Source organism: Bacillus sp. FSL K6-1033, from assembly GCF_038630765.1.
Taxonomy (GTDB): domain Bacteria; phylum Bacillota; class Bacilli; order Bacillales; family Bacillaceae; genus Bacillus; species Bacillus altitudinis.
In genome coordinates, this window is the sequence record NZ_CP152041.1 from 1489209 (window position 1) to 1513151 (window position 23943).

The window sequence follows — 23943 nt, forward strand, 5'->3', positions numbered from 1 at the left end:
GGATGAAAACGAAAATCGCGAAGCATTTATTACAAATCAAAGCTGTCTCTTTAAAACCAGACGAACCATTTACATGGGCGAGCGGTATCAAATCACCGATTTACTGTGACAATCGCCTCACCTTGTCTTATCCTGAGGTCAGAGGGGACATTGCGGAAGGTTTAAAAGACTTGATTCTCACTCATTTTGAAGGAGCGGAAGTTGTCGCAGGTACAGCTACAGCTGGCATTCCTCATGCGGCATTAGCAGCTGATCGTCTGAATGTACCGATGTGTTATGTAAGAAGTAAACCAAAAGCACACGGAAAAGGAAATCAAATTGAAGGAGCCGTATCACCTGGACAAAAGGTGGTTGTCGTAGAAGACCTCATCTCAACTGGAGGCAGCGTTCTTGAAGTTGTGGCTGCTCTAGAAGACGAAGGCTGTGACGTACTCGGAGTTGTTGCGATCTTCACTTATGGACTGCCAAAAGCAGCTGCGGCTTTTCAAGAGAAAAACATTCCCTATGTCACGCTGACAGACTATGACACACTGACAGAAGTGGCACTTGAGCTAAAAGCAATCGAGCCTTCTGCTATGAATAAACTAAAACGCTGGAGACAGGATCCTTCGTCTGAATCTTGGATGGAAGAAACGGTCTAAAAAGCTTGTCTTGTTTTAAAAAAGCTGTGCTGCGCTGCACAGTTTTTTATTTGGTTAAAAATAGTAAAATAGACTCAAATTTAAATAAAAACTAATCCTATCAATAAAGTCGGGTTGACTTTTGTTTGAATTGTGTTAATATTTAATACAAATTAAAACTCTTATCCAGAGAGGTGGAGGGACTGGCCCGATGAAGCCCGGCAACCTGCGATTTGCAAGGTGCTACTTCCTGCAAAATGATTCTATTTTGAAAGATAAGGAAATCGTGAGCTTCCTCATCTTTCTTTCGGACTGAAAGAAAGTTTTTTTATTTTAACGGTGAGGAGGAAGAGGAGATGGAACTGAAACAAAACCAGGATGAGGACTTAGTGAAGCATATGCAAGAGCTGATTGGGGATATGAAATTCGGTTCAATTACGTTGGTCGTTCAGGACGGTCAAGTGATTCAAGTGGAAAAAAATGAAAAAATCAGATTAAAGTAGTGCGGAGAATAGCAATAGAAGCAGTACTCCGGAAGGGGAGAAACAATGTTAACTTATGAAAATTGGCAAGAGCCGTCCATTACATTTCAAGAGGACGATTTGTATAAAGGGGCCCTATCTGTGCTGAAATGGGCGTACGGCCACTATGGTGATCAGCTCGTTTATGCATGCAGTTTTGGCATTGAGGGCATTGTCCTGATCGATCTTATTGCGAAAGTAAAAAAAGATGCAAGAATTGTCTTTTTAGATACAGGTCTGCATTTCAAGGAAACATACGACACCATTGATGCAGTTAAGGAAAGATATCCTGGGTTAGACATCGTGCTGAAAACACCTGAGCTGACGGTGGAAGAGCAGAATGAGCAGCATGGTGATAAATTATGGGAAACGAATCCTCAAAGCTGCTGCCATATGAGAAAGGTCATTCCATTGCAAGAGGCACTATCTGGCTATCCGGCATGGCTGTCTGGTTTAAGAAGAGAGCAGTCGCCTAAACGAGCAGGTACGAACTTCTTAAATAAGGATGAAAAATTCCAATCAGTCAAAGTATGTCCGCTCATCCACTGGACGTGGAAGGACATATGGAGATATGCGTCTAGAGAGGATCTTACTTATAATCCGCTGCATGACCAAGGATATCCAAGCATCGGGTGTGCACCTTGTACACAGCCGGCATTTACTGCTGATGATTTGCGTTCTGGAAGATGGTCAGGGACAGCAAAGACTGAGTGCGGATTACATGAGTAAGGGAGCATAATGTATGGAAATCGCCGCAATTTTATTTAGCTTATTCTTTGCTTTAAATATTGGCGCAAGCGGAGCAGCCGCTTCGATGGGCATCGCATATGGTTCAGGTGCGATCAAAAAGCCAATATACGCGCTCAGCGTTTGTGCAGTTGGAATATTAGCAGGTTCAGTGATTGGCGGCGGCGAGGTCGTCAAAACGATCAGCTCCGGGATTATGCCTGAATCTGTCATCACACTTGAAATTGTGTGTATCATCATTGGCTCGGCCGCATTATCACTTTTCATAGCGAATCTCTTGGCCATTCCTTTATCCACAAGTGAGGTCACAGTAGGAGCTGTGGTCGGTGTGGCAGCCGCATATAAAGTGCTGTATGTGAAATCGATCTTAGTCATTGTCTCTTTTTGGGTGATTATTCCGATTGTTGCCTTTGTTTTTACCTTTGCTGTTGTCAAAATCATCAGATTGTTCCCTAAACGGACATTATCCAAAAAAGGAATATTGATCTTATCTGTTGTTTTGATTATCAGTGGGTTTTTAGAAGCGTTTTCAGCCGGCATGAACAATGTCGCCAATGCGGTCGGCCCGCTTGTCGCATCAGGTGTTTTGTCAGTCGGGCAAGGGACCCTTTACGGCGGAATTTTTGTGGCCATTGGGGCGCTGCTTCTAGGAAGAAGGGTGCTAGAAACAAACGGAAAGAAAATTACACGCTATCAAACGGGTGAAGGCATTCTATTATCGAGCACCGGTGCAGGACTTGTCATCGTCAGCTCTATATTCGGACTCCCTGTTCCCCTTACTCAAATTACCTCCTCGTCCATTATTGGGCTTGGTATGGCAAAGGGTGGCCCGAACATTTTTCATAAACATGTTGTGAAAAAAATGCTGAAGGTATGGGTTGTGTCACCTTTCTTATCACTTAGTCTATCTTATTTGTTGGTAAGCCTTTTCTTAAAAGGAGACTATTACTCTATCTTTATCATGATGAGTGTACTGCTTGCTTCACTAGGTGCACTGAGTCTTATGAAGGCAGTTAAAAATGAGAGCAGCTCGATTCATGAACAGGGCGGCGGGATTTAAATATAAATCCGACTATTAACATCTAATAAATATGAACATTGAGAGGAAGATGAACAAATGAGTTTAACACCACATGGTGGCGTATTAATTAATCGAGTAAATGAAGAATTTGATCTAAGCACAGCTGCGAAAGAAATTGAGCTGGATGCCATCTCTTTTGCAGACCTTGAACTCATCGCAATTGGCGGGTATAGTCCGATTGAAGGGTTTTTAACGAAAGCTGATTATGAAGCAGTTGTCAGCAGTATGCGACTAGCAAGTGGTGTCGTTTGGTCTCTTCCGATTACTTTGCCTGTCACAAAGGAAAAAGCAGCGGAGATCAATCAAGGTGACATTGTTCGTCTATCGTATAATGGAACAGTATACGGGGTCATTGAGGTGGAAGATCAATACACACCTGATAAGGAAAAAGAAGCAGTGAATGTGTATAAAACAGATGACCGCAATCACCCAGGCGTGAAAAAATTATTTGAACGCGGTGATACGTATATTGGTGGTAAAATTACACTGACGAAACGCAGCGAAAAACCTTTCCCGCAATTTACGTATGAGCCAGAAGAAACAAGAAAACAGTTTAAAGAAAACGGCTGGAAAACCATTGTCGGTTTCCAAACGAGAAACCCAGTCCATCGTGCGCATGAATACATTCAAAAGACAGCACTGGAAACAGTGGATGGTCTATTTCTAAATCCACTTGTTGGTGAAACAAAATCTGATGATATTCCAGCAGATGTAAGAATGAAAAGCTATCAAGTGTTACTGAACGGTTATTACCCGAAAGACCGCGTCTTTTTAGGTGTTTTTCCTGCTGCCATGCGTTATGCTGGACCAAAGGAAGCCATTTTTCATGCGCTTGTGCGTAAAAATTATGGCTGTACACATTTTATTGTCGGCAGAGATCATGCAGGTGTTGGTGATTATTACGGCACATACGAAGCGCAGGAGCTATTTGAACAATTTACAAGCGAAGAAATTGGGATCACACCATTAAAATTTGAGCACAGCTTTTACTGCAATACATGTGAAGCCATGGCAACACCAAAAACATGCCCACATGATAAAAGCGAACATGTCATTCTTTCAGGTACAAAGGTTAGAACGATGCTGAGAAATGGTGAATTACCACCGAGCACGTTCAGCCGAAAAGAAGTCATTGAAACATTAATCGAAGGATTAAAAACGACGGTATCTTAAAGGAGGGTATGACATGAGCAACGAACATATCGTGTGGCATGATTCATCTATTACTAAAAAAGAATATCAACAGAAAAACAACCATACAAGCGGGATCATTTGGCTGACAGGACTAAGCGGTTCAGGTAAATCGACGATCGCCAACGCAGCGGCTCGAGAGCTGTTTGAACAGGGGTACCAAGTGACAGTCCTTGATGGCGATAACGTACGCCATGGACTCAATAAAGACTTAGGCTTTTCAGATGACGACAGAAAAGAGAACATTCGGCGCATCGGTGAAGTGGCGAAATTATTTGTTGAGCAAGGAACGATTGTCATTACTGCTTTTATTTCACCATTTCAAGAAGACCGCCAAATCGTAAGACAGTTAGTCGAAGACGGAGAATTTCACGAAGTGTTTGTGAAATGTGATCTGAACGTGTGTGAAGAGCGTGATCCAAAGGGATTATATAAAAAAGCAAGAAACGGCGAAATTCCATTTTTCACGGGAATCGATTCACCATACGAAGAGCCAGCTGCGCCTGAGCTCGTCCTAGATACAGGTGAATTATCACGCGAGGAGTCAAAACAGCGCCTTGTTGATTATGTAAAGGATAAAACGAAATAATCGCCTGATGGCAGGGGGAGAAAGCAAGATGGGGAAAGTATACATTGTTGGTGCCGGACCGGGTGACCCAGACTTAATTACACTAAAGGCCCATAAGGCAATACAGCAGGCAGATGTCATTTTATATGATCGTCTTGTCAATCAAGAGATTCTTGCCCATGCCAAACCGGAGGCGGAGTTGATCTATTGCGGCAAACTGCCGAATCATCACACGATGAGACAGGAAGCGATTAACGAAGCACTTGTTGCTCATGCGAAGGAAGGGAACATAGTCGTTCGTCTAAAAGGCGGTGATCCCTTTGTATTTGGCCGTGGCGGTGAAGAAATCGAATGCTTAGCTGAGCATGGTATTCCGTATGAAGTTGTCCCGGGGATTACTTCTGGCATTGCAGCGGCTGCTTATGCAGGCATTCCAGTCACGCACCGAGAATTCAGCTCAAATGTTGCGTTTGTGACAGGGCATTATCAAAAGGATGAACATTTTGAAGAAAAGTGGGAAGCGCTGGCGACGGGGATTGATACCCTTGTCATTTACATGGGCGTCAAAAACGTGGAAAGAGTCCAGCGGCTGCTTTTGAAAAATGGGCGGAATCCTGAAACCCCAGCTGCGTTTATTCACTGGGGAACGACCACAAGGCAAAAGACGACTTGCTGCACGGTGGCGACACTATCTGAAACGGTTGAAAAAGAAGGGATCGAGCACCCAAGTTTAATCGTGGTAGGAGATGTCGTTCACTTTCATCAAAAGTTGAACTGGTTTGAACCAGCACTGATTGAGAAATGAGAACAAAGGTGAAAAGACACGTGTAGGCATCGTGTCTTTTCGTCTGAATAAAACTAAGGTCGCAAGGAGGAGTCAAATGAAACAAGCTGTCCTTTATGTTGGGCATGGAAGCAGGGTAAAAGAAGCACAGGATAAAGCCATTTCTTTTATGAAAAGCTGTATGCCGTTAGTGGAAGCAGATATCCAAGAAATTTGTTTTTTAGAGTTGACGGACCCTTCAATCGAAGAAGGGTTTGAGACTTGTGTACAAAAAGGAGCAACCCACATTGCGATCGTCCCGCTCCTCCTTTTAACTGCCATGCATGCCAAATCAGATATTCCAGATGAGATTGTGAAAGTACAAAAACGTTTCCCACAAGTGAAGGTGACATATGGAAGACCTATAGGCGTGAACCAAGAAGTCACGAAAGCGGTTATCGCAAGGATTGAAGAAGCTGGATACAAGGGAGAGCGTGCAAAAATTCTCTTAATTGGCCGTGGAAGCTCTGATCCAGATGTAAAGCGGGATGTGTTTGGCATTGCAGATGATGTCCGAAGCATGTTGCCTTGTGCAGAGGTTTTTCCGTGTTTTATTACAGCGTGTGAACCGAATTATCGTGACGTCTTAGCACAGTTAACAGTAGATGACGATACACCTGTCTATCTCGTGCCTTATCTTTTATTTACCGGCATTTTAATGAAAGAGATTGAGAGTGAAGCAAATCAGGCGAGAGAGCGGCTGCGAGATGTCCGTGTCTGCCGATATATTGGGTTTCATCCCCATGTAAAAGCAGCTTATATTGAACGTGTGCAGGAAACCATCTTAAACAAAGAGGATGCGTTTCGTTTTCAAGGAGAAAGCCATGCTTCCAGTTCATCTTGATCTAACCAATAAACACGTGCTAATTGCCGGCGGTGGAAGGATTGCGGCTAGAAGGACGAGTGCGCTATGCATGGAGCCATGCAGCATAACCATTGTGAGCCCTGACATTTGTGCTGAAATGGCGAATCTCATTGAGACATATCAGCTGACTTGGAAGAAAAAGAAAGTTGATGCGGAAGATGTAAAGGATGCATTTTTAATTGTTGCTGCTACAGATGATCCTTCAGTAAACGAGTGGATGACGCAATCAGCGCTTCCTCATCAGCTCGTCAACTGTGTGAGCCAGTCAGAGCTAGGCAATGTGATTGTGCCAAAGGTTGTAAGGGCAGGAAAAGTAACAATCTCCATATCTACGAGTGGTGCAAGCCCAGCCCGCACTAAACAGCTGGCTGCGGCCATTGAGACCTTGCTTGAACAAGAGGATGTAGATGCACTGGATGAGCTCTATATAGAAAGAAAAAAAAGACAAAGAAAAAGCCGATAAAATCTCATCTAAAGATTTAATCGGCTCTTTTTTATTTTCTTAGCTTTAGGACAACATCCTCATCAGGCGTCACAAATAATGTTTGCTGCTGATCATATGTGACAAAGCCCGGTTTTGCTCCGTTTGGTTTTTTCACATGCCGGATTTTCGTATAATCGACAGGGACGGAGCTTGATTCTTTTGCCTTCGAGAAGTAGGCAGCAATTTGTGCCGCTTCAAGCAAGGTTTGTTCATCAGGTGCTTTGTGACGAATGACGACATGTGATCCAGGAATATCCTTTGTGTGCAGCCAAATGTCATCACGAGCTGCCGCCTTTGTGGTCAAATATTCGTTTTGCTTGTTGTTTTTTCCAACGAGAATCGGAACACCTTGAGAGGATTCATATGCTTCAAGCTGAATGGCCGATGGTTTTTTCTTTTTGGCATTGCGTTTTTGTTTGGGACGCAAATATTTTCCTTCCACCAGTTCTTCTCTTATTTCCTCTAAATCTTTTGGTGAGGCAGAGGACAGCTGCTGGATCAGCTCGTCAAAATAAGCAATTTCTTCATGTGTACGCTCAATTTGTTCATTTACGGCCTCTACTGCATTTTTTGCCTTTTGGTATTTTGTAAAATACGCTTGCGCATTTTCAGAAGGGGTTTTGTTTGTTTTGAGCGGGATCGTGATCTCTCCGCCATCTTCATCATAATAATTGATAACTGTCGCTTCTTTATCCCCTTTTTTAATCGCATATATATTGGCAGTAAGCAATTCACCATAAAGCTGATACTTATGCGCATTTTGAGATTCTTCAAGCGTTCTTGTTAGTTTTTTTAGCTTGTTTTCATTTTTCTTTTTTTCATTGGCAACAAAGCGTTCAAGATCAGCCGCCTGCTGTTTGACTCTATCTCTTTCAGCTTTTCCGAAATAAAAGCGGTCAAGTAGCTCACTAAGAGAATCAAACGTCTTCATGTCACCATCGACGTGCTGAAGTTCTAATAAATAAAAATACTCTTTCCCATCTTTTCTCGTGAGCTGAGGGGTAAAAGAATGCGCCTGAATGAGCTGAAACATCTCGAGCAATGTACTTGGAATCGTTTCCTGATTGGCAAGACCGGCCCTGTGGACAGCTTCCTTAGCAAACAGCGGAGAAACCCCAGAGAATGTATCGACAATTTGATTGGCGATTTTCCCTTCTTGAAAACGTAAATGCTTTAAAATATCTTCCTTCGTCACGTCAAAAGGATTCAGCTTTTGCTGTGCCGGCGGCAGAAGATATTGATGTCCGGGCAGCACCGTTCGATAGCTGTTCACAGATGGAGAAAGATGTTTCAGTCCGTCAATGATCTGCTCCGTTTCGTCCTCCACGAGAATTAAGTTGCTGTGCCTGCCCATAATTTCAATATACAGCTTACGGGTTTGTTCATCGCCAATTTCATTTCGGCTTCGCACGTGCAGCACGATCACCCGATCTAACCCAATTTGTTCAAAACGTTCAATGAACCCACCCTCAAGATGTTTTCTGAGGAGCATACAAAACATTGGCGGTTCGCTCGGATTATCATCATGGTGCTCAGTGAGCTGTACCCTTGCATAGCTCGGGTGAGCGGATAAAAGAAGCTTATGATTCTTCCCCTTTGACCGGATATGAAAAATCAGCTCATGCTTGTAGGGCTGATGTATTTTCGAAATTCTTCCGCCAGTTAATGTTTCTTGCAATTCATTTGTCATACCATATGTAAAAATGCCGTCAAATGACATGTTGGATACACCCTCTTCTTTCACACAAATCTACTGAAAGAACCTTACGTTTTCTCGTTCTTTAGGCAGTCTTATTATTATAGCATGATTTAGGACGAGTCTGAATAAACTGGCTTATAGAACACTGCATAAGAGAGAGAACAAAAGAGGAGTGGACGAGGTCAAATGAATTGGCATGAACTGAACCAAACCGATTTATTAAAAACAATGAATACATCGATAGGTGACGGACTGTCAGAAAAAGATGTGCAAAAGCGGCTTGAAAAGCATGGGCCAAATGAATTACAGGAAGGGAAAAAGGCGTCGGCGTTCGTTATTTTTTTAGCGCAATTTAAAGACTTTATGGTGTTAATCCTGCTTGCGGCAACGATTATTTCTGCTTTTTTAGGTGAATACATTGATGCTGTGGCGATTGTGGCGATTGTGCTGATAAATGGTGTGCTTGGCTTTTATCAGGAACGCCGTGCGGAAAAGTCCCTCCAAGCACTAAAGGAATTATCAACGCCGCATGTCTATGCAAGGAGAAACAATGAATGGGTCAAGATCCCGTCAAAGCACCTCGTGCCGGGAGATATTGTGAAGTTTTCAAGCGGGGACCGAATTGGGGCAGATATCAGATTACTAGAAACAAAGAGTTTGGAAATCGAAGAATCTGCCCTCACCGGAGAGTCCATCCCAGCGGTCAAACATGCGAGTCCGCTCTCGCGAGATCATGTCTCACTTGGAGATTTGACGAACATGGCCTTTATGGGGACGCTTGTCACGAGGGGAAGCGGTGTAGGGGTTGTCATTGGTACAGGGATGAATACGGCGATGGGACAAATTGCCGGTATGCTGGATTCAGCAGGTAATATGGAAACACCGCTGCAAAGACGCCTTGAGCAGCTGGGGAAAATTTTAATTGTTGCTGCATTATTTTTAACTGTTCTTGTGGTTGTTCTTGGTGTGGTGCAAGGTCATGATTTGTATCATATGTTCTTAGCGGGTGTATCTCTCGCTGTTGCTGCGATTCCAGAAGGACTGCCGGCGATCGTCACTGTCGCACTTTCCCTAGGTGTGCAGCGGATGATTAAACAAAAATCCATTGTCAGAAAGCTGCCGGCTGTGGAAACACTCGGCTGCGCCTCGATTATTTGCTCCGATAAAACAGGCACAATGACACAAAATAAAATGACAGTGACACATGTATGGGCAGAGGGGAAAACATGGAATATTTCTGGCACTGGGTACGAGCCGTCAGGTGATTTTACCTTAAACGGAGAACTTGTCCATGTAGACAAACATCCAAACCTGCAAAAGGTGCTATTATACGGAGCACTTTGTAATACATCGACCATCGTTGAAAAAGACGGAGAGATGAGACTTGATGGCGATCCGACAGAAGGAGCACTTCTAACCGCTGCGCGTAAAGCGGGTTTTACAGAGCAATTCATCGAAGCGGGATTTCGTGTGGTGGAGGAATTCCCTTTTGACTCTGAAAGAAAAATGATGTCAGTCGTCGTGGAAACGAATCAGAAGGAGCGGTATGTCATTGCCAAAGGGGCGCCAGATGTGCTGATGAACCGTTCAAGTCATATGATGCACGGCGGACGCACCGCCTCATTTTCAAAGGCCCACCGGCAAGAAACAGAAGCTGCCATTCAAGGTTTAGCAAGACAAGCGCTTAGAACCATTGCGATTGCATATAAAAAAGTAAGCCTGACAGAAAAAATTACCTCTGTTCAGCAGGCAGAAACTGGCCTCACATTTATCGGTCTAGAGGGCATGATTGATCCACCTCGTCCTGAAGTGAGACGAGCGATTAAAGAATGCCGGGATGCTGGCATTAAAACAGTGATGATTACAGGCGATCACGTAGAAACGGCCAAAGCGATCGCTAAAGATTTAAGTCTCTTACCGAAGCAAGGAAAGGTGCTTGATGGAAAAGCTCTGGATCAGCTAAGTGACAAAGAGCTGGAGCAAACAGCAGAAGATGTGTACGTCTTTGCCCGTGTATCACCTGAGCATAAACTGAGAATTGTGAAGGCCTATCAAAAAAATGGCCATATTGTCGCGATGACAGGTGATGGGGTGAATGATGCGCCAGCGATTAAACAGGCGGATATCGGCATATCCATGGGGATTACCGGAACAGACGTTGCCAAAGAAGCTTCTTCTCTTATTTTGCTTGATGACAACTTTGCGACCATTAAATCCGCTATTAAAGAGGGCCGGAATATTTATGAAAACATTCGCAAATTTGTCCGCTATTTGCTGGCATCGAATGTGGGAGAAATTTTGGTCATGCTGTTTGCGATGCTTCTTGCGCTTCCATTGCCTCTCGTTCCAATTCAAATTTTGTGGGTAAACCTTGTCACAGACGGCTTGCCGGCTATGGCACTTGGAATGGATAAACCAGAAGGCGATGTCATGAAGAGAAAGCCGCGGAACATGAAAGAGGGGATTTTTGCAAGAGGGCTTGGTTGGAAGGTCATATCAAGAGGGTTTCTGATCGGGATTGCCACTTTGTTAGCCTTTATGTTTGTGTATCACCGTGATCCGAACAATCTTCAATATGCGCAGACGGTTGCATTCAGCACACTCGTTTTGGCGCAGCTCATTCATGTGTTTGACTGCCGCAGTGAACGGTCTATTTTTGAACGCAATCCATTTGGTAATATGTACTTGATCGGCGCTGTTGTGTCTTCACTGCTGCTGATGCTTGTGGTCATTTATTATCCGCCGCTTCAGCCGATTTTCAAAACGGTGGCAGTTGCACCAGTTGATTGGCTTCTGATCATCGGTATGTCTGCATTGCCAACTTTTTTACTGGCGGGATCACTTTTGACAAGAAAAAAATAATTGGTTATGGTATAATTTTGAGGTAATAGTGTCTGCTATTACCTTTTTCATTTTATTAATATGAAAGAATTGGGTGTTTTCAAATGATACGCAGTATGACGGGATTCGGCCAAGCGAGTAAAACGGATGGTGAACTGACAGTGTCAGTTGAGCTAAAATCGGTCAATCACCGTTTTAAAGAGGTTCATGCCCGTTTGCCGAGGCCGCTTTTATATTTCGAAGATACATTAAAAAAAATCATTCTTCGTCACGTGCAGCGCGGTCGAATTGAGCTGTTTGTTACGATTGAAGGCGGTAAACTTGCAAGCCGGTCTTTACAGATTGACTGGCCGCTGCTTGATGAATATATGAAAGCCGCAAAAGACCTTGAGGACCGCTATCATATTTCAGGTATTCAGCATGCACATGACTTACTGAAGCTGGAACAGGCTGTTCAGGTGGAAGAGTCAGTCAGCCGGAATGAGCAGCTGGAGCATTTGCTGATTGACACTTGTGAAGAAGCTGTCAAGGAGCTTTGCTTTATGAGAGAGCAGGAGGGAACATCACTTCAAAAAGACTGTGAACTCAGGTTGTCTGAACTCGAGGCATTTACAGAAGAAATCAAAGTGTTTGCACCAGAGGTTGTGAGTCAGTACAAAGAACGATTGAATCAAAGATTGCAAGAATGGATCGGAGAGGCGCTTGAAGAGAGCAGACTGACCACAGAGGCGGCCATCTTTGCTGATCGCTGTGACATTACAGAAGAGATTACCAGGCTGAAAAGTCATTTTCAGCAGTTCCAGCAAATTTTGATGCAAGGCGGCGCTGCCGGACGAAAGCTTGACTTTCTTGTACAGGAGCTCAACCGTGAAGTGAACACGATTGGATCAAAAGCAAACCATCACCAATTAACAAAGCTGGTGGTTGAAATGAAAAGCGCTATTGAAAAAATAAAAGAACAAGTGCAAAATATAGAATAGTCATTGTGTATGCTGTTTACAGTGCGTCTCTTTCGGCGAGACTAGAGACGTTTATATTACAGGGGGACGAAAGAAGATGACCATAAAGTTGATCAATATCGGATTTGGAAACATCATTTCAGCGAATCGGATGATTTCGATCGTCAGTCCGGAATCAGCACCGATTAAACGAATGATACAAGACGCAAGAGATCGAGGCATGCTCATTGATGCGACATACGGAAGAAGAACCCGTGCTGTTGTCATTATGGACAGTGACCATGTCATCTTATCTGCCGTTCAGCCTGAGACTGTCGCGCAAAGACTTTCTGTAAAAGAAGAAATCATAGATGAAGGGCAGGGGTAATACGCCATTATGAAAGAAAGAGGACTTTTAATCGTTCTCTCTGGACCTTCGGGAGTTGGAAAAGGAACGGTCAGACAAGCCATTTTCTCCCAGGAAGATACGAAATTTGAATACTCTATTTCTGTGACAACCCGCAAACCGCGTGAAGGTGAAAGAAATGGTGTTGATTATTTCTTTAAAACCAGGGAAGAATTTGAACATATGATTGAAAACAAAAAGCTGTTAGAATGGGCAGAATATGTCGGGAATTACTACGGCACGCCTGTTGACTATGTAGAACAAACATTGAGCGAAGGAAAAGATGTTTTCCTTGAAATCGAAGTGCAAGGTGCACTTCAAGTAAGAGAAGCATTCCCGGAAGGTCTCTTTATTTTCCTTGCACCGCCAAGTCTTTCAGAACTTCAAAACCGCATTATTACACGCGGGACAGAATCTGAGGATCTCATCCGTAACCGAATGGCTGCTGCAAAAGAAGAAATTGAAATGATGGATGCTTATGACTATGTCGTTGAAAACGACGATGTCGAGCTTGCATGTGAAAGAATTAAAGCGATCGTCCTTGCAGAGCACCTGCGAAGAGACAGAGTCGCACCAAGATATAAAAAAATGCTGGGGGTAGAATAAACCATGTTAGATCCTTCAATTGACTCATTGATGAACAAACTTGACTCAAAATATACACTTGTCACAGTGTCTGCACGCCGTGCACGTGAAATGCAAATCCATCAAGATCAACAAATCGAAAACACAAAATCCTATAAATTTGTAGGGAAAGCTCTTGAAGAAATCGATGCTGGTCTTTTGACATTTGAAAAAGAAGAGCAAGAATAACATCGCTTCTGCTATGCAGATACGATACGTTCAAAAAAGTCAAAACTATGATTGGTTTTGACTTTTTTGAATTGTAGACGAATTTGTGAAAAAGGCCGTTAAGGGGGACAAACAAATGTTACAGTCAAAAAATATTTTACTCGGCGTCAGCGGAGGAATCGCCGTATATAAAGCAGCTGCACTCACTAGTAAACTCGTACAGGCAGGCGCAAACGTAAGAGTGATTATGACAGAATCTGCCCGTGAGTTTGTGTCTCCGCTCACCTTTCAAGCCCTATCTCGGCATGAGGTGTATGTGGATACATTTAAAGAAAATAATCCAAAAGTCATAGCGCATATTGATGTAGCTGACTGGGCCGATCTCATTCTTGTTGCCCCTGCAACAGCACATACCATTGGTAAAATGGCCGCAGGACTTGCTGATGATATGCTCACAACGACCTTGCTTGCTTCAACAGCTCCTGTATGGGTTGCACCGGCTATGAATGTGCACATGTATGACCATCCAGCTGTCAAGCGGAACATCCGCACTTTATATGAAGACGGCTACCGGTTTATAGAGCCAAGTGAAGGCTATTTAGCATGCGGCTACATTGGAAAAGGACGCTTAGAGGAGCCTGAAAAAATTGTTGAACACATCCGTGCGTTTTTTGATGAGCCAACCAGCTTGCCGCTTTCAGGCAAAAAAGTCGTGGTCACAGCTGGCCCTACACGAGAAGTGATCGACCCTGTTCGTTTCCTTTCAAATCGATCTTCTGGGAAAATGGGCTATGCCATTGCAGAAGCTGCCGAGCAAATGGGGGCTGATGTCACGCTCATTTCAGGACCTGTTTCGTTAACTGCGCCTGAGCATGTGAATGTGGTGCAAGTGGAATCGGCTGAGGAGATGTATCAAGCAGCGTTAGAGGTGTACGAGAAAGCAGATATAGTGATTAAATCAGCAGCCGTTGCCGATTATACGCCTGTCACGACGTATTCTCATAAAATGAAAAAACAAGACGGTGAACTAGCGGTTGAATTTAAGCGGACGAAAGATATTTTAAAAGAGCTTGGGAAAAGAAAAGAACATCAGGTCCTAGTCGGCTTTGCAGCTGAAACGCAAGATGTAGAATACTATGCGAAAAAGAAAATCGAATCCAAGCATTTAGATATGATTGTCGCGAACAATGTTGCAGCAGAGGGCGCGGGCTTTGGCACAGATACGAATGTCGCAGCATTGATCAAAGCAGACGGAACAAAAAAAGAGCTGCCAATGATGAGCAAAAAAGATCTTGCCTTTGAAATCTTACAGGAGGCAAAGCAGCTGCTGCCAAAAGAGCGTGATCGAGCATGATTGCTGAAGTGATCGTCGATGTCACAACGAAAGCCATTGACAGGCCATTTGACTATCGTGTGCCAGACCGCTTTAAAGGCCTTGTCAAGGCTGGTATGAGGGTAGTGGTTCCTTTTGGCCCAAGGAAGATTCAAGGGTTTGTGACAAAAATCAAAGAAGAAACAGACGTACAGTCAGGAAACATCAAGGACATTGTCGATTTATTTGATTTATCTCCTGTTCTGACAGATGAGCTATTGGAGCTTTCCCACTGGCTGACGGAAAAAACATTGTCCTATCATATTACGGCGCTTCAATCGATGCTTCCAGCAGCGATGAAAGCCAAATATGAAAAAGAAATTCAGGTGTTATCAGCTGAGGAACTTCCGCAGTCATTGAAAGAGCTTTTCGGTCAGCAAGAGAGCATCCTTTACGCTGACATTCCGCCTGAACAGCTGAAGCCTATTCAAAAGCATGTCCAAAAAGGTCATCTAGAAGTCAGATATCACGTCTCACAAAAATCCGGAAAGAAAAAGGTACGGACACTTCAGGTAGCAGTTACGAAAGAAAAACTTGAAGAAAAACAGAAGCAGTTAAAGAAAAATGCGGTGAAACAGAAGGCGCTGCTTACCTTTTTATTTCAAGCGAATGAAACGACGTTTTTAGCAAAAGATTTGCAGCAGCAAACAGGTGCTAGTTCTCAAACGATAAAAGCCTTGATTCAAGAAGGTCTGTTAACAGAAAGCTATGAAGAGATTTATCGAGATCCTTATCGGGATAGGGAGTTTACACCATCTACTCCTCTTGATCTCACAACAGAGCAAGCAGAAGCGGCAAAACCCATTCATCAAGCAGTGAGCGATGAAAAATATGAAACGTTTTTACTGCACGGGGTCACAGGAAGCGGTAAAACCGAAATTTATTTACAGACGATTGATCATGTCCTCCAAAAGGGAAAAGAAGCGATCGTCCTAGTTCCTGAAATTTCATTAACGCCTCAAATGGTCCAGCGTTTTAAAGAGCGCTTCGGGTCCAATGTGGCTGTCCTTCATAGCGGCTTATCGACTGGGGAAAAATACGATGAATGGCGGAAAATCCACCGCAAGGAAGTCAAGCTTGTCGTTGGCGCAAGATCGGCTGTTTTTGCCCCGTTTGAAAATCTAGGAATGATCATTATAGATGAAGAACACGAATCGTCATATAAACAAGAAGAAATGCCTCGGTATCATGCGAAAGATGTGGCCATTGAACGAGCAGGGCGGCACCAATGTCCGGTTGTATTAGGCAGTGCAACGCCTTCACTTGAGTCATATGCGCGTGCGAAAAAGGGTGTGTATACACTGCTGACGCTCAAACGGCGCGTCAATCAGCAGCAGCTGCCGCACGTTTCGTTAATTGATATGAGAGAAGAATTAAGAAACGGAAACCGCTCCATGTTCTCAGAAGAATTAATGCTCAGGTTAAAAGAAGTACTTGAAAGGAAAGAGCAGGCGGTTTTATTTCTCAATAAAAGAGGTTATTCATCCTTTGTGATGTGCCGGGATTGCGGATATGTGGAACAATGTCCTCATTGTGAGATCTCTCTCACTTATCACCGCTTTCAAAAACGGCTGAAGTGCCATTACTGCGGTCACGAAGCTCCTGTACCTGCAGAATGTCCAGAATGCCATAGTGAACATATTCGCTATTTTGGTACAGGCACGCAGCGTGTGGAAGAAGAGCTGACGAAGGTATTGCCAGAAGCAAGGGTCATCCGAATGGATGTAGATACAACCTCTCGGAAAGGTGCACACGAAAAGCTTCTCACGTCCTTTGGTAATAAAGAAGCGGACATTCTGCTTGGGACGCAAATGATTGCAAAAGGATTAGACTTCCCAGATGTTACACTTGTCGGTGTCCTTAGTGCGGATACGTCTCTTCACATCCCTGATTTTCGTTCAAGTGAAAAAACGTTTCAGCTTCTTACACAAGTAAGCGGACGTGCGGGACGTCATGAAAAAGCGGGGTCAGTCATTATTCAATCATATACACCTTCGCATTATAGTATTGAATTAACCAAACAGCATGATTATGAAGCCTTTTATGAGCAGGAGATGTTGCATCGTCGTCATCAGTCCTATCCGCCATTTTATTTTTTGGCGATGGTGACTGTATCACATGAAGAAGTGACAAAGGCAGCGCATGTCACAGACAAAATTGTTCAGTTCCTGAAAATGAATTGTGCACCGAATACAAGAATTCTCGGTCCTGCTGCTTCTCCGATCGCTAAGATCAAAGATAGATATCGATATCAATGCGTGATAAAATACAAAAGGGAAAATGAACTGGCAAGTTTATTACGAAAAATACAAGATCATTATCAAAAAGAAATGGAACAAAAACAGTTGATGATATCAATCGATATGAATCCATATATGATGATGTAAAACGGAGGTCTTTTCGTGGCAATCAAACCGATAGTCTTACATCCTGCAGACGTGCTTGAACAACAAACAGAGCTTGTTGATACATTCGATAAAAAACTGAAAAAACTGCTGGATGATATGTATGATACAATGCTTGAACTAGATGGAGTCGGCCTAGCCGCACCACAAATCGGCATCTCAAAAAGAATCGCCGTGGTCGATATCGGAGAAGATTCTGGGAGGATTGACTTAGTAAATCCTGAGATTCTTGAAGTGGAAGGGAGCCAGACAGACATTGAAGGCTGCCTGAGCTTTCCATCTTTGTACGGAACGGTTGAAAGACCAAATTATGTGAAGGTGAAAGCCTTTGATAAGAAAGGCAAACCATTTACAATAGAAGCAGAAGGATTTTTAGCAAGAGCTTTATTGCATGAAATTGATCACTTAGACGGCGTATTATTCACGTCGAAGATCATTCAAACGTATACAGAAAAAGAACTTGCGGAAATGGAAGGGTGAAGAAAATGGCACGTATCGTATTTATGGGAACCCCTGATTTCTCAGTACCTGTGCTGCAAACACTTATAACAGAAGGATACGAAGTTGTCGGGGTCGTCACACAGCCAGATCGCCCGAAAGGCAGAAAACGAGTGCTCACGCCGCCTCCTGTAAAAGTAGAAGCCTTAAAACACGGCATTCCAGTTTTACAGCCTGAAAAGGTACGTCTTGATGAAGAAATTGATAAAGTGCTTGCGTTAAAGCCAGATTTGATCGTAACAGCAGCATTCGGACAAATTTTGCCAAAAAGATTACTTGATGAACCTGAATTTGGCTGTATCAACGTTCATGCCTCACTGCTCCCAGAACTAAGAGGCGGTGCACCGATCCATTATGCGATCCTGCAAGGCAAAAAGAAAACAGGCGTGACGATCATGTATATGGTAGAAAAGCTTGATGCAGGTGACATGATTAGCAAAGTAGAAGTAGAAATTGATGAATTAGACAACGTCGGAACACTGCACGATAAATTAAGTGTGGCTGGTGCGGCCTTATTAAAAGACACAGTTCCAAATGTGTTAAGCAGGTCTATCTCGCCAATTCCGCAAAATGAAGAGGCAGCAACGTATGCACCAAATATTAAGCGAGAGCAGGAAAGGTTAGACTGGACCAAGCCAGGGGAAGAGCTTTACAACCAAGTTCGCGGCTTAAATCCATGGCCAGTTGCCTATACTGAATGGAACGGTGCTAACTTAAAAGTATGGGAAACGAAAAAAGTTCCGCTTCAAGCACCAGAAGAACCTGGGAAAGTGATTGAGCTTCAAAAAGAAGGACCAGTCGTTGGAACAGGAAATCAGCAAGGCCTTTTATTAACGAGTGTACAGCCCGCTGGAAAGAAAAAAATGAGCGGTGAAGACTTCTTAAGAGGCGCAAATATCGAAATTGGACAGAAATTAGGGCTAATCAATGAAGAAAAGTAATGTGAGAGAAGTAGCGCTAGACGCTTTAATCAAACTCGAACAAAATCAAGCCTACAGTAACTTGCTTTTGCAGTCAGTGATGAAAGAGAAAGAACTCTCCGATCAAGACAAACCGCTATTAACAGAACTTGTATACGGTACACTGCAAAACAAGCTGGCACTTGATTATATGCTCACACCCTTTGTGAAAAAACCGCAAAAAGTGGCTCCTTGGGTGATGCAGCTTTTACGGATGTCTCTTTATCAGATGGTTTATCTTGAAAAAATTCCAGATCGTGCAGCCATCCATGAAGCAGTGGAACTCACGAAAAAGCGCGGACATAAAGGTATTTCTTCACTAGTCAACGGCGTTCTTCGTTCTGTGCAAAGAGAAGGCGTGCCATCATTTGATGCGATCAAAGATCCGGTCAAGCGGCTATCGGTTGAGACAAGCCATCCATTGTGGCTCGTACAAGAATGGGTGGAGGCGTACGGTTTTGAAGCAGCAGAAAGCATGTGCCGTATTCATTTAGTCCCGCCAAAGCAGACATTGCGTGTCAATCAAATGAAAAAAAACCGCACTGCACTGCAGCAAGAACTCATGGATGCAGGAATTGAGACAGAACTCGGCGATCTCTCTGAGGATGCACTCAAACTCATGAAAGGATCTATCGTATCCACTCCTTTCTTTCAAGAGGGCTTTGTCACGATCCAAGATGAAAGCTCCATGCTTGTCGCAAGAGCGCTGGACCCTCAGCCGGGAGAAATGGTGCTTGATGCCTGTGCCGCCCCTGGTGGTAAATCAACACATATTGCAGAGCGAATGAACGATGAGGGGAACATTGTGTCTCTTGATTTACATGAGCACAAAGTAAAACTGATCAAACAGGCGGCAAAGCGTCTAAACTTAACGCATATTGAGGCAAAAGCGCTTGATGCAAGAAAAGCATCCGACCATTATGATGATGCTTCGTTTGACCGTATTCTCATTGATGCACCATGTTCAGGTTTTGGCGTCATCAGACGAAAACCAGATATGAAATATACAAAGTCCTCGGAAGACTCAGCAAGACTTGCGACAATTCAGCAATCGATCTTGCATGAAACAGCCCAGCTGCTAAAGCCAGGCGGAACCCTTATATACAGTACATGTACAATGGATCCAACAGAAAATCAACAAGTGATTCATGCGTTTTTACAAGAACACCAAGACTTCGAACCCGATCTATCTCTTAATGAACGGCTGCCTGAGCAGGTTGCTCCGTTTGTTCAAAACGGAAGTGTACAAATACTTCCTCATTATTTCGGAACAGATGGTTTCTTTATTTGCAGCATGAGAAAGAAGGGATAAAAAATGACAGAACAAAAACAAAAAGTAAGAAAAGAACTGAAAACAGACATGCCGTCGATCTACTCGTTTGAGCTAAATGAAATCAAAGACTGGTTAAAGGAACAAGGCGAAAAGCCTTTCCGTGCAACACAAATTTTTGAGTGGCTTTATGAAAAACGCGTCACATCCTTTGATGAAATGTCTAACCTTTCAAAGGAATTAAGAGAAAAATTAAAAGATCAATTCGCCATCACGACTTTAAAAACAGTGATCAAACAAACATCTCAAGATGGAACGATCAAGTTCTTATTTGAATTACACGATGGCTATACCATTGAAACCGTGCTAATGCGCCACGAATACGGCAACTCTGTCTGCGTCACAACACAGGTTGGCTGCCGGATTGGCTGTACATTCTGTGCATCTACACTTGGTGGATTGAAACGTAACCTTGAGGCGGGAGAAATTGTGGCCCAAGTCTTGAAAGTACAACAGGCGCTTGATGAAACAGATGAACGTGTCAGCTCAGTTGTCATTATGGGAATTGGCGAACCGTTTGATAACTTTGATGAAATGCTTGCATTCCTTAAAATCATTAACCATGATAACGGCTTAAATATTGGAGCACGTCATATTACGGTTTCGACGAGCGGGATCATTCCAAAGATTTATCAATTTGCGGATGAGCAAATGCAAATCAACTTTGCTGTCTCCCTGCACGCACCAAATACTGAAATTCGAAGCCGCCTCATGCCAATCAATAAGGCATACAAGCTGCCAAAATTAATGGAAGCTATTGAATATTACATTCAAAAAACAGGCAGACGCGTGAGCTTTGAATACGGTCTGTTTGGCGGAGTCAATGATCAAGTCCATCACGCAGAAGAACTTGCTGATTTATTAAAAGGAATCAAATGCCATGTAAACCTCATCCCGGTGAACTATGTACCAGAAAGAGATTACGTGAGAACACCAAGAGAACAAATCTTCCTATTTGAAAAAACGCTGAAAGAACGAGGCGTAAACGTAACGATTAGACGAGAGCAAGGCCATGATATTGATGCTGCTTGCGGTCAGCTAAGAGCGAAGGAGCGTCAGGAAGAGACGAGGTGACGAATGTTGATAAGGGCAGCCTTTCAAACCGATACAGGAAAAGTCCGTCAGCATAATGAAGATGATGCAGGTATTTTTGAAGCAAAAGAAGACACACTTCTAGCTGTTGTAGCAGATGGAATGGGAGGTCATCTTGCTGGTGATGTAGCCAGCAAGATGGCAGTTTCTTCTTTAAAAGAATACTGGCAGGAAACATCTTCAATTCCAAATAAACCAGCCGATCAAGAAAATTGGTTAATCTCAAAAATTAGCGACATTAATGACCAAGTATACGAACATGCGAAAAACAATGAGGAATGCCAAGGAATGGGGACGACCATCGTTTGTGCGCTCGTTCATTTGCAAACGGTCACAATTGCCCATATTGGTGACAGCCGCTGCTACTTGCTAAGAGAAGGCGCGCTGACCCAATTAACAGATGATCACTCACTAGTGAATGAGTTAGTGAAAACAGGAGAGATTTCAAAAGCGGATGCAGAATATCATCCAAGAAAAAATGTGCTGACCAAAGCGTTAGGAACAGATAAACACGTTCAAATTGATGCACGAACTTTTGAAGTGGATCCAGGAGATCAAATTTTGCTTTGCTCAGACGGATTATCGAATAAAGTAGAAGAAGAACATTTGATTCAGATTTTATCGCAAACAACCGCACCAGATGAAAAAGTAACAGAGTTAGTTCAAACAGCGAATGACAACGGCGGTGAAGATAACATTACAGCAGTACTGTTAGAAATCTCCTCCCAAACAGAGGAGGGTGACAGCAAGTGTTGATCGGAAAAAGGATCAGCGGCCGTTATCAAATTCTTCGCGCCATAGGCGGAGGCGGAATGGCCAACGTTTATTTGGCGGAGGATATGATTTTAGATCGCGAAGTGGCGATTAAAATTTTACGGTTTGACTTTGCAAGCGATGATGATTTTATTAGACGGTTCCGGAGAGAAGCGCAATCAGCAGCCAGCTTAGATCATCCGAATATTGTCAGTATCTACGATGTAGGAGAAGAAGATGACATTTATTATATTGTCATGGAATATGTCGAAGGGATGACGCTGAAAGAATACATACACGCCAATGGACCGCTTCATCCAAAAGAAGCCGTTCGCATCATGGAGCAAGTCGTTGCGGCGATGGAAGAAGCCCATGCGAAACAGCTCGTCCATCGAGACATTAAGCCTCACAATATATTAATAGACAACTTGGGAAATATCAAAGTCACTGATTTTGGCATTGCCATGGCACTTAGCTCAGCGACCATTACCCATACGAATTCTGTTCTTGGTTCCGTGCATTATTTGTCCCCAGAGCAAGCGCGCGGCGGTCTTGCAACGAAAAAGTCAGACATTTATTCACTTGGTATTGTTCTTTATGAGCTGATTTCAGGACGCATGCCATTTGAAGGAGAATCCGCTGTCAGTGTCGCACTGAAGCATTTGCAATCAGAGCCGCCATCTGTGAGAAGGTGGAATCCTTCTGTACCACAAAGCGTGGAGAACATCATTTTAAAATCGATGGCCAAAGATCCATTCTATCGATACGAAGATGCATCTGAAATGCAAAAAGACTTAAAAACGGCTTTTGACCCTGCAAGACTAAAAGAAAAGCGCTTTGTCATTGAAGAAGATCATGAAGCAACAAAAGCCATTCCTATTATAAAAGATCATCAAGTCGATCAAGACAATGAAAAAACAGCCGTCCACCAGGTTCAAAAACCAAAGAAAAAAGAGAAACAAAAGCCGAAGAAAAAACGGAAAAAATGGCCGTGGATTGTAGCGTCGATCTTATTTGTTTTGACGGCTGCGACCATTTTAGCGATCACGGTCTTCCCAGGATTACTCTTTCCAAAGGATGTAGAGGTGACCGATGTTTCTGGCATGACGGTTGAAAAAGCGGAAGACACCTTGAAGAAAGCCGGATTTACCGTCGCTTCTGAACCCATTGATATTGCCGACGAGAAGATTGAAAAAGGGCTGGTTGTCAAAACAGACCCGAAAATCGGAACGAAGGTAAAAGAAGGGACAGAAATTCAGCTTTATCAAAGTACAGGTAAAGAAAAAACCGAATTACCTGATGTAACAGGTGAAAAGGTCGAGAAAGCAAAAGAACTATTAGAGAAAAAAGGGTTTAAACAGGTTGTTGTGGAGGAAGTAAATGATAATGACACAGAATCAGGCATTGTCATGGAACAGAAACCTTCCGCGAATACAGAACTTGTCGCAGCAGATGAAGAAGTCACATTGACCGTCAGTATAGGCCCTGCCGATATTACCTTACGGGATTTAACGACGTATAGTAAACAGGCCGCATCAAATTATCTAGAGGATAATGGACTAAAGCTAGATGAAAAAGAAGCATATTCTGACGATGTGCCAAAAGGTGAGGTCATGAAGCAGGAACCGGGAGCTGGGACAGCTGTTAAACCTGGTGATACGGTTAAAATTACGTTCTCTCTTGGCCCAAAAGAGAAACCGGCTAAAACGGTGACTGAAAAGATTGCGATTCCGTATGAACCAGAAACAGAAGGACAAGAAATGAATGTTCAAATATCTATTGATGACGCAGAACATAGCATTTCTGATTTATATGAAACCTTTAAAATCACTGCGCCCACTGAGCGAACGATTAAATTTAAGATAGAACCTGGTCAAAAAGGATACTATCAGGTGACAGTGGATGATAAAGTAGTAAGCTCCAAAACGATTGAATACCCTGATGATGAATAAAGGAGG

Annotated in this window: 23 protein-coding genes and 1 riboswitch; of the genes, 22 read left to right on the plus strand and 1 reads right to left on the minus strand. The window is 43.3% G+C overall.

The annotated features are described in order from the left end of the window. Positions 1-2 precede the first annotated feature (2 nt). From pyrE to MHH31_RS07595, 9 genes are all read left to right on the plus strand, one after another. Complete coding sequence (gene pyrE, locus MHH31_RS07555; protein WP_284725215.1) at positions 3-641, plus strand: orotate phosphoribosyltransferase; 639 nt, start codon at positions 3-5, stop codon at positions 639-641. Between the two features lie 158 nt (positions 642-799). Beyond that, positions 800-902: riboswitch (SAM riboswitch) on the plus strand. A 74-nt stretch (positions 903-976) separates the two neighbouring features. After that, a complete protein-coding gene (locus tag MHH31_RS07560) occupies positions 977-1123 on the plus strand; it encodes a YezD family protein (RefSeq protein WP_072367285.1) in 147 nt (48 codons plus the stop codon). A 45-nt stretch (positions 1124-1168) separates the two neighbouring features. Next, on the plus strand, positions 1169-1870 hold the full coding sequence (locus MHH31_RS07565; protein WP_008344917.1) for a phosphoadenylyl-sulfate reductase: 702 nt from the start codon (positions 1169-1171) through the stop codon (positions 1868-1870). Between the two features lie 13 nt (positions 1871-1883). After that, positions 1884-2948, plus strand: a complete 1065-nt coding sequence (locus MHH31_RS07570) for an inorganic phosphate transporter (protein ID WP_342495420.1) — start codon at positions 1884-1886, stop codon at positions 2946-2948. 57 nt (positions 2949-3005) lie between these two features. Then, complete coding sequence (sat, locus tag MHH31_RS07575) at positions 3006-4142, plus strand: sulfate adenylyltransferase (RefSeq protein WP_045034247.1); 1137 nt, start codon at positions 3006-3008, stop codon at positions 4140-4142. A 13-nt stretch (positions 4143-4155) separates the two neighbouring features. Continuing rightward, positions 4156-4749: an adenylyl-sulfate kinase gene (gene cysC, locus MHH31_RS07580; RefSeq protein WP_008344911.1), complete on the plus strand. Its 594-nt coding sequence runs from the start codon at positions 4156-4158 to the stop codon at positions 4747-4749. Positions 4750-4777: 28 nt separating this feature from the next. Next, positions 4778-5533 carry a uroporphyrinogen-III C-methyltransferase gene (gene cobA / locus MHH31_RS07585; RefSeq protein ID WP_035700704.1) on the plus strand — a complete coding sequence of 252 codons (756 nt, stop codon included), beginning with the start codon at positions 4778-4780 and terminating at the stop codon, positions 5531-5533. A gap of 76 nt (positions 5534-5609) precedes the next feature. Next, positions 5610-6395 carry a sirohydrochlorin chelatase gene (locus MHH31_RS07590; protein WP_024720330.1) on the plus strand — a complete coding sequence of 262 codons (786 nt, stop codon included), beginning with the start codon at positions 5610-5612 and terminating at the stop codon, positions 6393-6395. Next, positions 6376-6879 carry an NAD(P)-dependent oxidoreductase gene (locus tag MHH31_RS07595; RefSeq protein ID WP_277519255.1) on the plus strand — a complete coding sequence of 168 codons (504 nt, stop codon included), beginning with the start codon at positions 6376-6378 and terminating at the stop codon, positions 6877-6879. Before MHH31_RS07590 ends, MHH31_RS07595 begins: the two co-directional genes overlap by 20 nt. A gap of 31 nt (positions 6880-6910) precedes the next feature. On the opposite strand, the gene MHH31_RS07600 is transcribed toward MHH31_RS07595, so the two are convergent. Continuing rightward, positions 6911-8620: an NFACT RNA binding domain-containing protein gene (locus tag MHH31_RS07600; protein WP_342495421.1), complete on the minus strand. Its 1710-nt coding sequence runs from the start codon at positions 8618-8620 to the stop codon at positions 6911-6913. 165 nt (positions 8621-8785) lie between these two features. Between MHH31_RS07600 and MHH31_RS07605 the strand changes: the two genes are divergently transcribed. The 13 genes from MHH31_RS07605 (at position 8786) to pknB (ending at position 23937) form a co-directional block, all read left to right on the plus strand. Further along, a complete protein-coding gene (locus MHH31_RS07605) occupies positions 8786-11461 on the plus strand; it encodes a calcium-translocating P-type ATPase, SERCA-type (RefSeq protein WP_342495422.1) in 2676 nt (891 codons plus the stop codon). 83 nt (positions 11462-11544) lie between these two features. Further along, positions 11545-12420 carry a YicC/YloC family endoribonuclease gene (locus tag MHH31_RS07610; RefSeq protein ID WP_342495423.1) on the plus strand — a complete coding sequence of 292 codons (876 nt, stop codon included), beginning with the start codon at positions 11545-11547 and terminating at the stop codon, positions 12418-12420. Between the two features lie 76 nt (positions 12421-12496). Next, positions 12497-12766 (plus strand): extracellular matrix/biofilm regulator RemA, encoded by a 270-nt coding sequence (remA, locus tag MHH31_RS07615; protein ID WP_008344898.1) that lies wholly within the window; start codon positions 12497-12499, stop codon positions 12764-12766. Between the two features lie 9 nt (positions 12767-12775). Beyond that, complete coding sequence (gene gmk / locus MHH31_RS07620) at positions 12776-13390, plus strand: guanylate kinase (RefSeq protein WP_007499680.1); 615 nt, start codon at positions 12776-12778, stop codon at positions 13388-13390. Positions 13391-13393: 3 nt separating this feature from the next. Then, the gene (rpoZ, locus tag MHH31_RS07625) at positions 13394-13597 is read left to right on the plus strand and encodes a DNA-directed RNA polymerase subunit omega (protein WP_008344896.1); all 204 of its coding nucleotides are present in this window, start codon (positions 13394-13396) and stop codon (positions 13595-13597) included. Between the two features lie 115 nt (positions 13598-13712). Beyond that, positions 13713-14930: a bifunctional phosphopantothenoylcysteine decarboxylase/phosphopantothenate--cysteine ligase CoaBC gene (coaBC, locus tag MHH31_RS07630; RefSeq protein ID WP_041090556.1), complete on the plus strand. Its 1218-nt coding sequence runs from the start codon at positions 13713-13715 to the stop codon at positions 14928-14930. Next, positions 14927-17335, plus strand: a complete 2409-nt coding sequence (gene priA / locus MHH31_RS07635) for a primosomal protein N' (RefSeq protein WP_212360434.1) — start codon at positions 14927-14929, stop codon at positions 17333-17335. Before coaBC ends, priA begins: the two co-directional genes overlap by 4 nt. A gap of 15 nt (positions 17336-17350) precedes the next feature. Further along, a complete protein-coding gene (gene def, locus MHH31_RS07640) occupies positions 17351-17833 on the plus strand; it encodes a peptide deformylase (RefSeq protein ID WP_017359337.1) in 483 nt (160 codons plus the stop codon). Positions 17834-17838: 5 nt separating this feature from the next. Then, on the plus strand, positions 17839-18792 hold the full coding sequence (gene fmt / locus MHH31_RS07645; protein ID WP_342495424.1) for a methionyl-tRNA formyltransferase: 954 nt from the start codon (positions 17839-17841) through the stop codon (positions 18790-18792). Continuing rightward, positions 18779-20122: a 16S rRNA (cytosine(967)-C(5))-methyltransferase RsmB gene (gene rsmB / locus MHH31_RS07650; RefSeq protein WP_342495425.1), complete on the plus strand. Its 1344-nt coding sequence runs from the start codon at positions 18779-18781 to the stop codon at positions 20120-20122. The genes fmt and rsmB overlap by 14 nt, the downstream gene beginning before the upstream one ends. 3 nt (positions 20123-20125) lie before the next feature. Next, the gene (rlmN, locus tag MHH31_RS07655; RefSeq protein WP_024720337.1) at positions 20126-21214 is read left to right on the plus strand and encodes a 23S rRNA (adenine(2503)-C(2))-methyltransferase RlmN; all 1089 of its coding nucleotides are present in this window, start codon (positions 20126-20128) and stop codon (positions 21212-21214) included. A 3-nt stretch (positions 21215-21217) separates the two neighbouring features. Then, positions 21218-21988, plus strand: coding sequence for a Stp1/IreP family PP2C-type Ser/Thr phosphatase (locus MHH31_RS07660; RefSeq protein ID WP_034647887.1), 771 nt, complete (start codon positions 21218-21220; stop codon positions 21986-21988). Further along, the gene (pknB, locus tag MHH31_RS07665; RefSeq protein ID WP_268412741.1) at positions 21982-23937 is read left to right on the plus strand and encodes a Stk1 family PASTA domain-containing Ser/Thr kinase; all 1956 of its coding nucleotides are present in this window, start codon (positions 21982-21984) and stop codon (positions 23935-23937) included. The genes MHH31_RS07660 and pknB overlap by 7 nt, the downstream gene beginning before the upstream one ends. The last annotated feature ends 6 nt before the right edge of the window (positions 23938-23943 follow it).

Excerpts from the sequence above, each read along its gene's own strand:
- MHH31_RS07590 (WP_024720330.1), top strand. The coding sequence starts at position 5,610 with ATGAAACAAGCTGTCCTTTATGTTGGGCATGGAAGCAGGGTAAAAGAA.
- MHH31_RS07600 (WP_342495421.1), bottom strand. The coding sequence starts at position 8,620 with ATGTCATTTGACGGCATTTTTACATATGGTATGACAAATGAATTGCAA.
- cysC (WP_008344911.1), top strand. The coding sequence starts at position 4,156 with ATGAGCAACGAACATATCGTGTGGCATGATTCATCTATTACTAAAAAA.
- gmk (WP_007499680.1), top strand. The coding sequence starts at position 12,776 with ATGAAAGAAAGAGGACTTTTAATCGTTCTCTCTGGACCTTCGGGAGTT.
- rpoZ (WP_008344896.1), top strand. The coding sequence starts at position 13,394 with ATGTTAGATCCTTCAATTGACTCATTGATGAACAAACTTGACTCAAAA.
- pyrE (WP_284725215.1), top strand. The coding sequence starts at position 3 with ATGAAAACGAAAATCGCGAAGCATTTATTACAAATCAAAGCTGTCTCT.
- MHH31_RS07565 (WP_008344917.1), top strand. The coding sequence starts at position 1,169 with ATGTTAACTTATGAAAATTGGCAAGAGCCGTCCATTACATTTCAAGAG.
- rsmB (WP_342495425.1), top strand. The coding sequence starts at position 18,779 with ATGAAGAAAAGTAATGTGAGAGAAGTAGCGCTAGACGCTTTAATCAAA.
- MHH31_RS07595 (WP_277519255.1), top strand. The coding sequence starts at position 6,376 with ATGCTTCCAGTTCATCTTGATCTAACCAATAAACACGTGCTAATTGCC.
- rlmN (WP_024720337.1), top strand. The coding sequence starts at position 20,126 with ATGACAGAACAAAAACAAAAAGTAAGAAAAGAACTGAAAACAGACATG.
- MHH31_RS07660 (WP_034647887.1), top strand. The coding sequence starts at position 21,218 with ATGTTGATAAGGGCAGCCTTTCAAACCGATACAGGAAAAGTCCGTCAG.
- MHH31_RS07605 (WP_342495422.1), top strand. The coding sequence starts at position 8,786 with ATGAATTGGCATGAACTGAACCAAACCGATTTATTAAAAACAATGAAT.
- MHH31_RS07610 (WP_342495423.1), top strand. The coding sequence starts at position 11,545 with ATGATACGCAGTATGACGGGATTCGGCCAAGCGAGTAAAACGGATGGT.
- remA (WP_008344898.1), top strand. The coding sequence starts at position 12,497 with ATGACCATAAAGTTGATCAATATCGGATTTGGAAACATCATTTCAGCG.
- sat (WP_045034247.1), top strand. The coding sequence starts at position 3,006 with ATGAGTTTAACACCACATGGTGGCGTATTAATTAATCGAGTAAATGAA.
- priA (WP_212360434.1), top strand. The coding sequence starts at position 14,927 with ATGATTGCTGAAGTGATCGTCGATGTCACAACGAAAGCCATTGACAGG.
- cobA (WP_035700704.1), top strand. The coding sequence starts at position 4,778 with ATGGGGAAAGTATACATTGTTGGTGCCGGACCGGGTGACCCAGACTTA.
- MHH31_RS07570 (WP_342495420.1), top strand. The coding sequence starts at position 1,884 with ATGGAAATCGCCGCAATTTTATTTAGCTTATTCTTTGCTTTAAATATT.
- coaBC (WP_041090556.1), top strand. The coding sequence starts at position 13,713 with ATGTTACAGTCAAAAAATATTTTACTCGGCGTCAGCGGAGGAATCGCC.
- MHH31_RS07560 (WP_072367285.1), top strand. The coding sequence starts at position 977 with ATGGAACTGAAACAAAACCAGGATGAGGACTTAGTGAAGCATATGCAA.
- fmt (WP_342495424.1), top strand. The coding sequence starts at position 17,839 with ATGGCACGTATCGTATTTATGGGAACCCCTGATTTCTCAGTACCTGTG.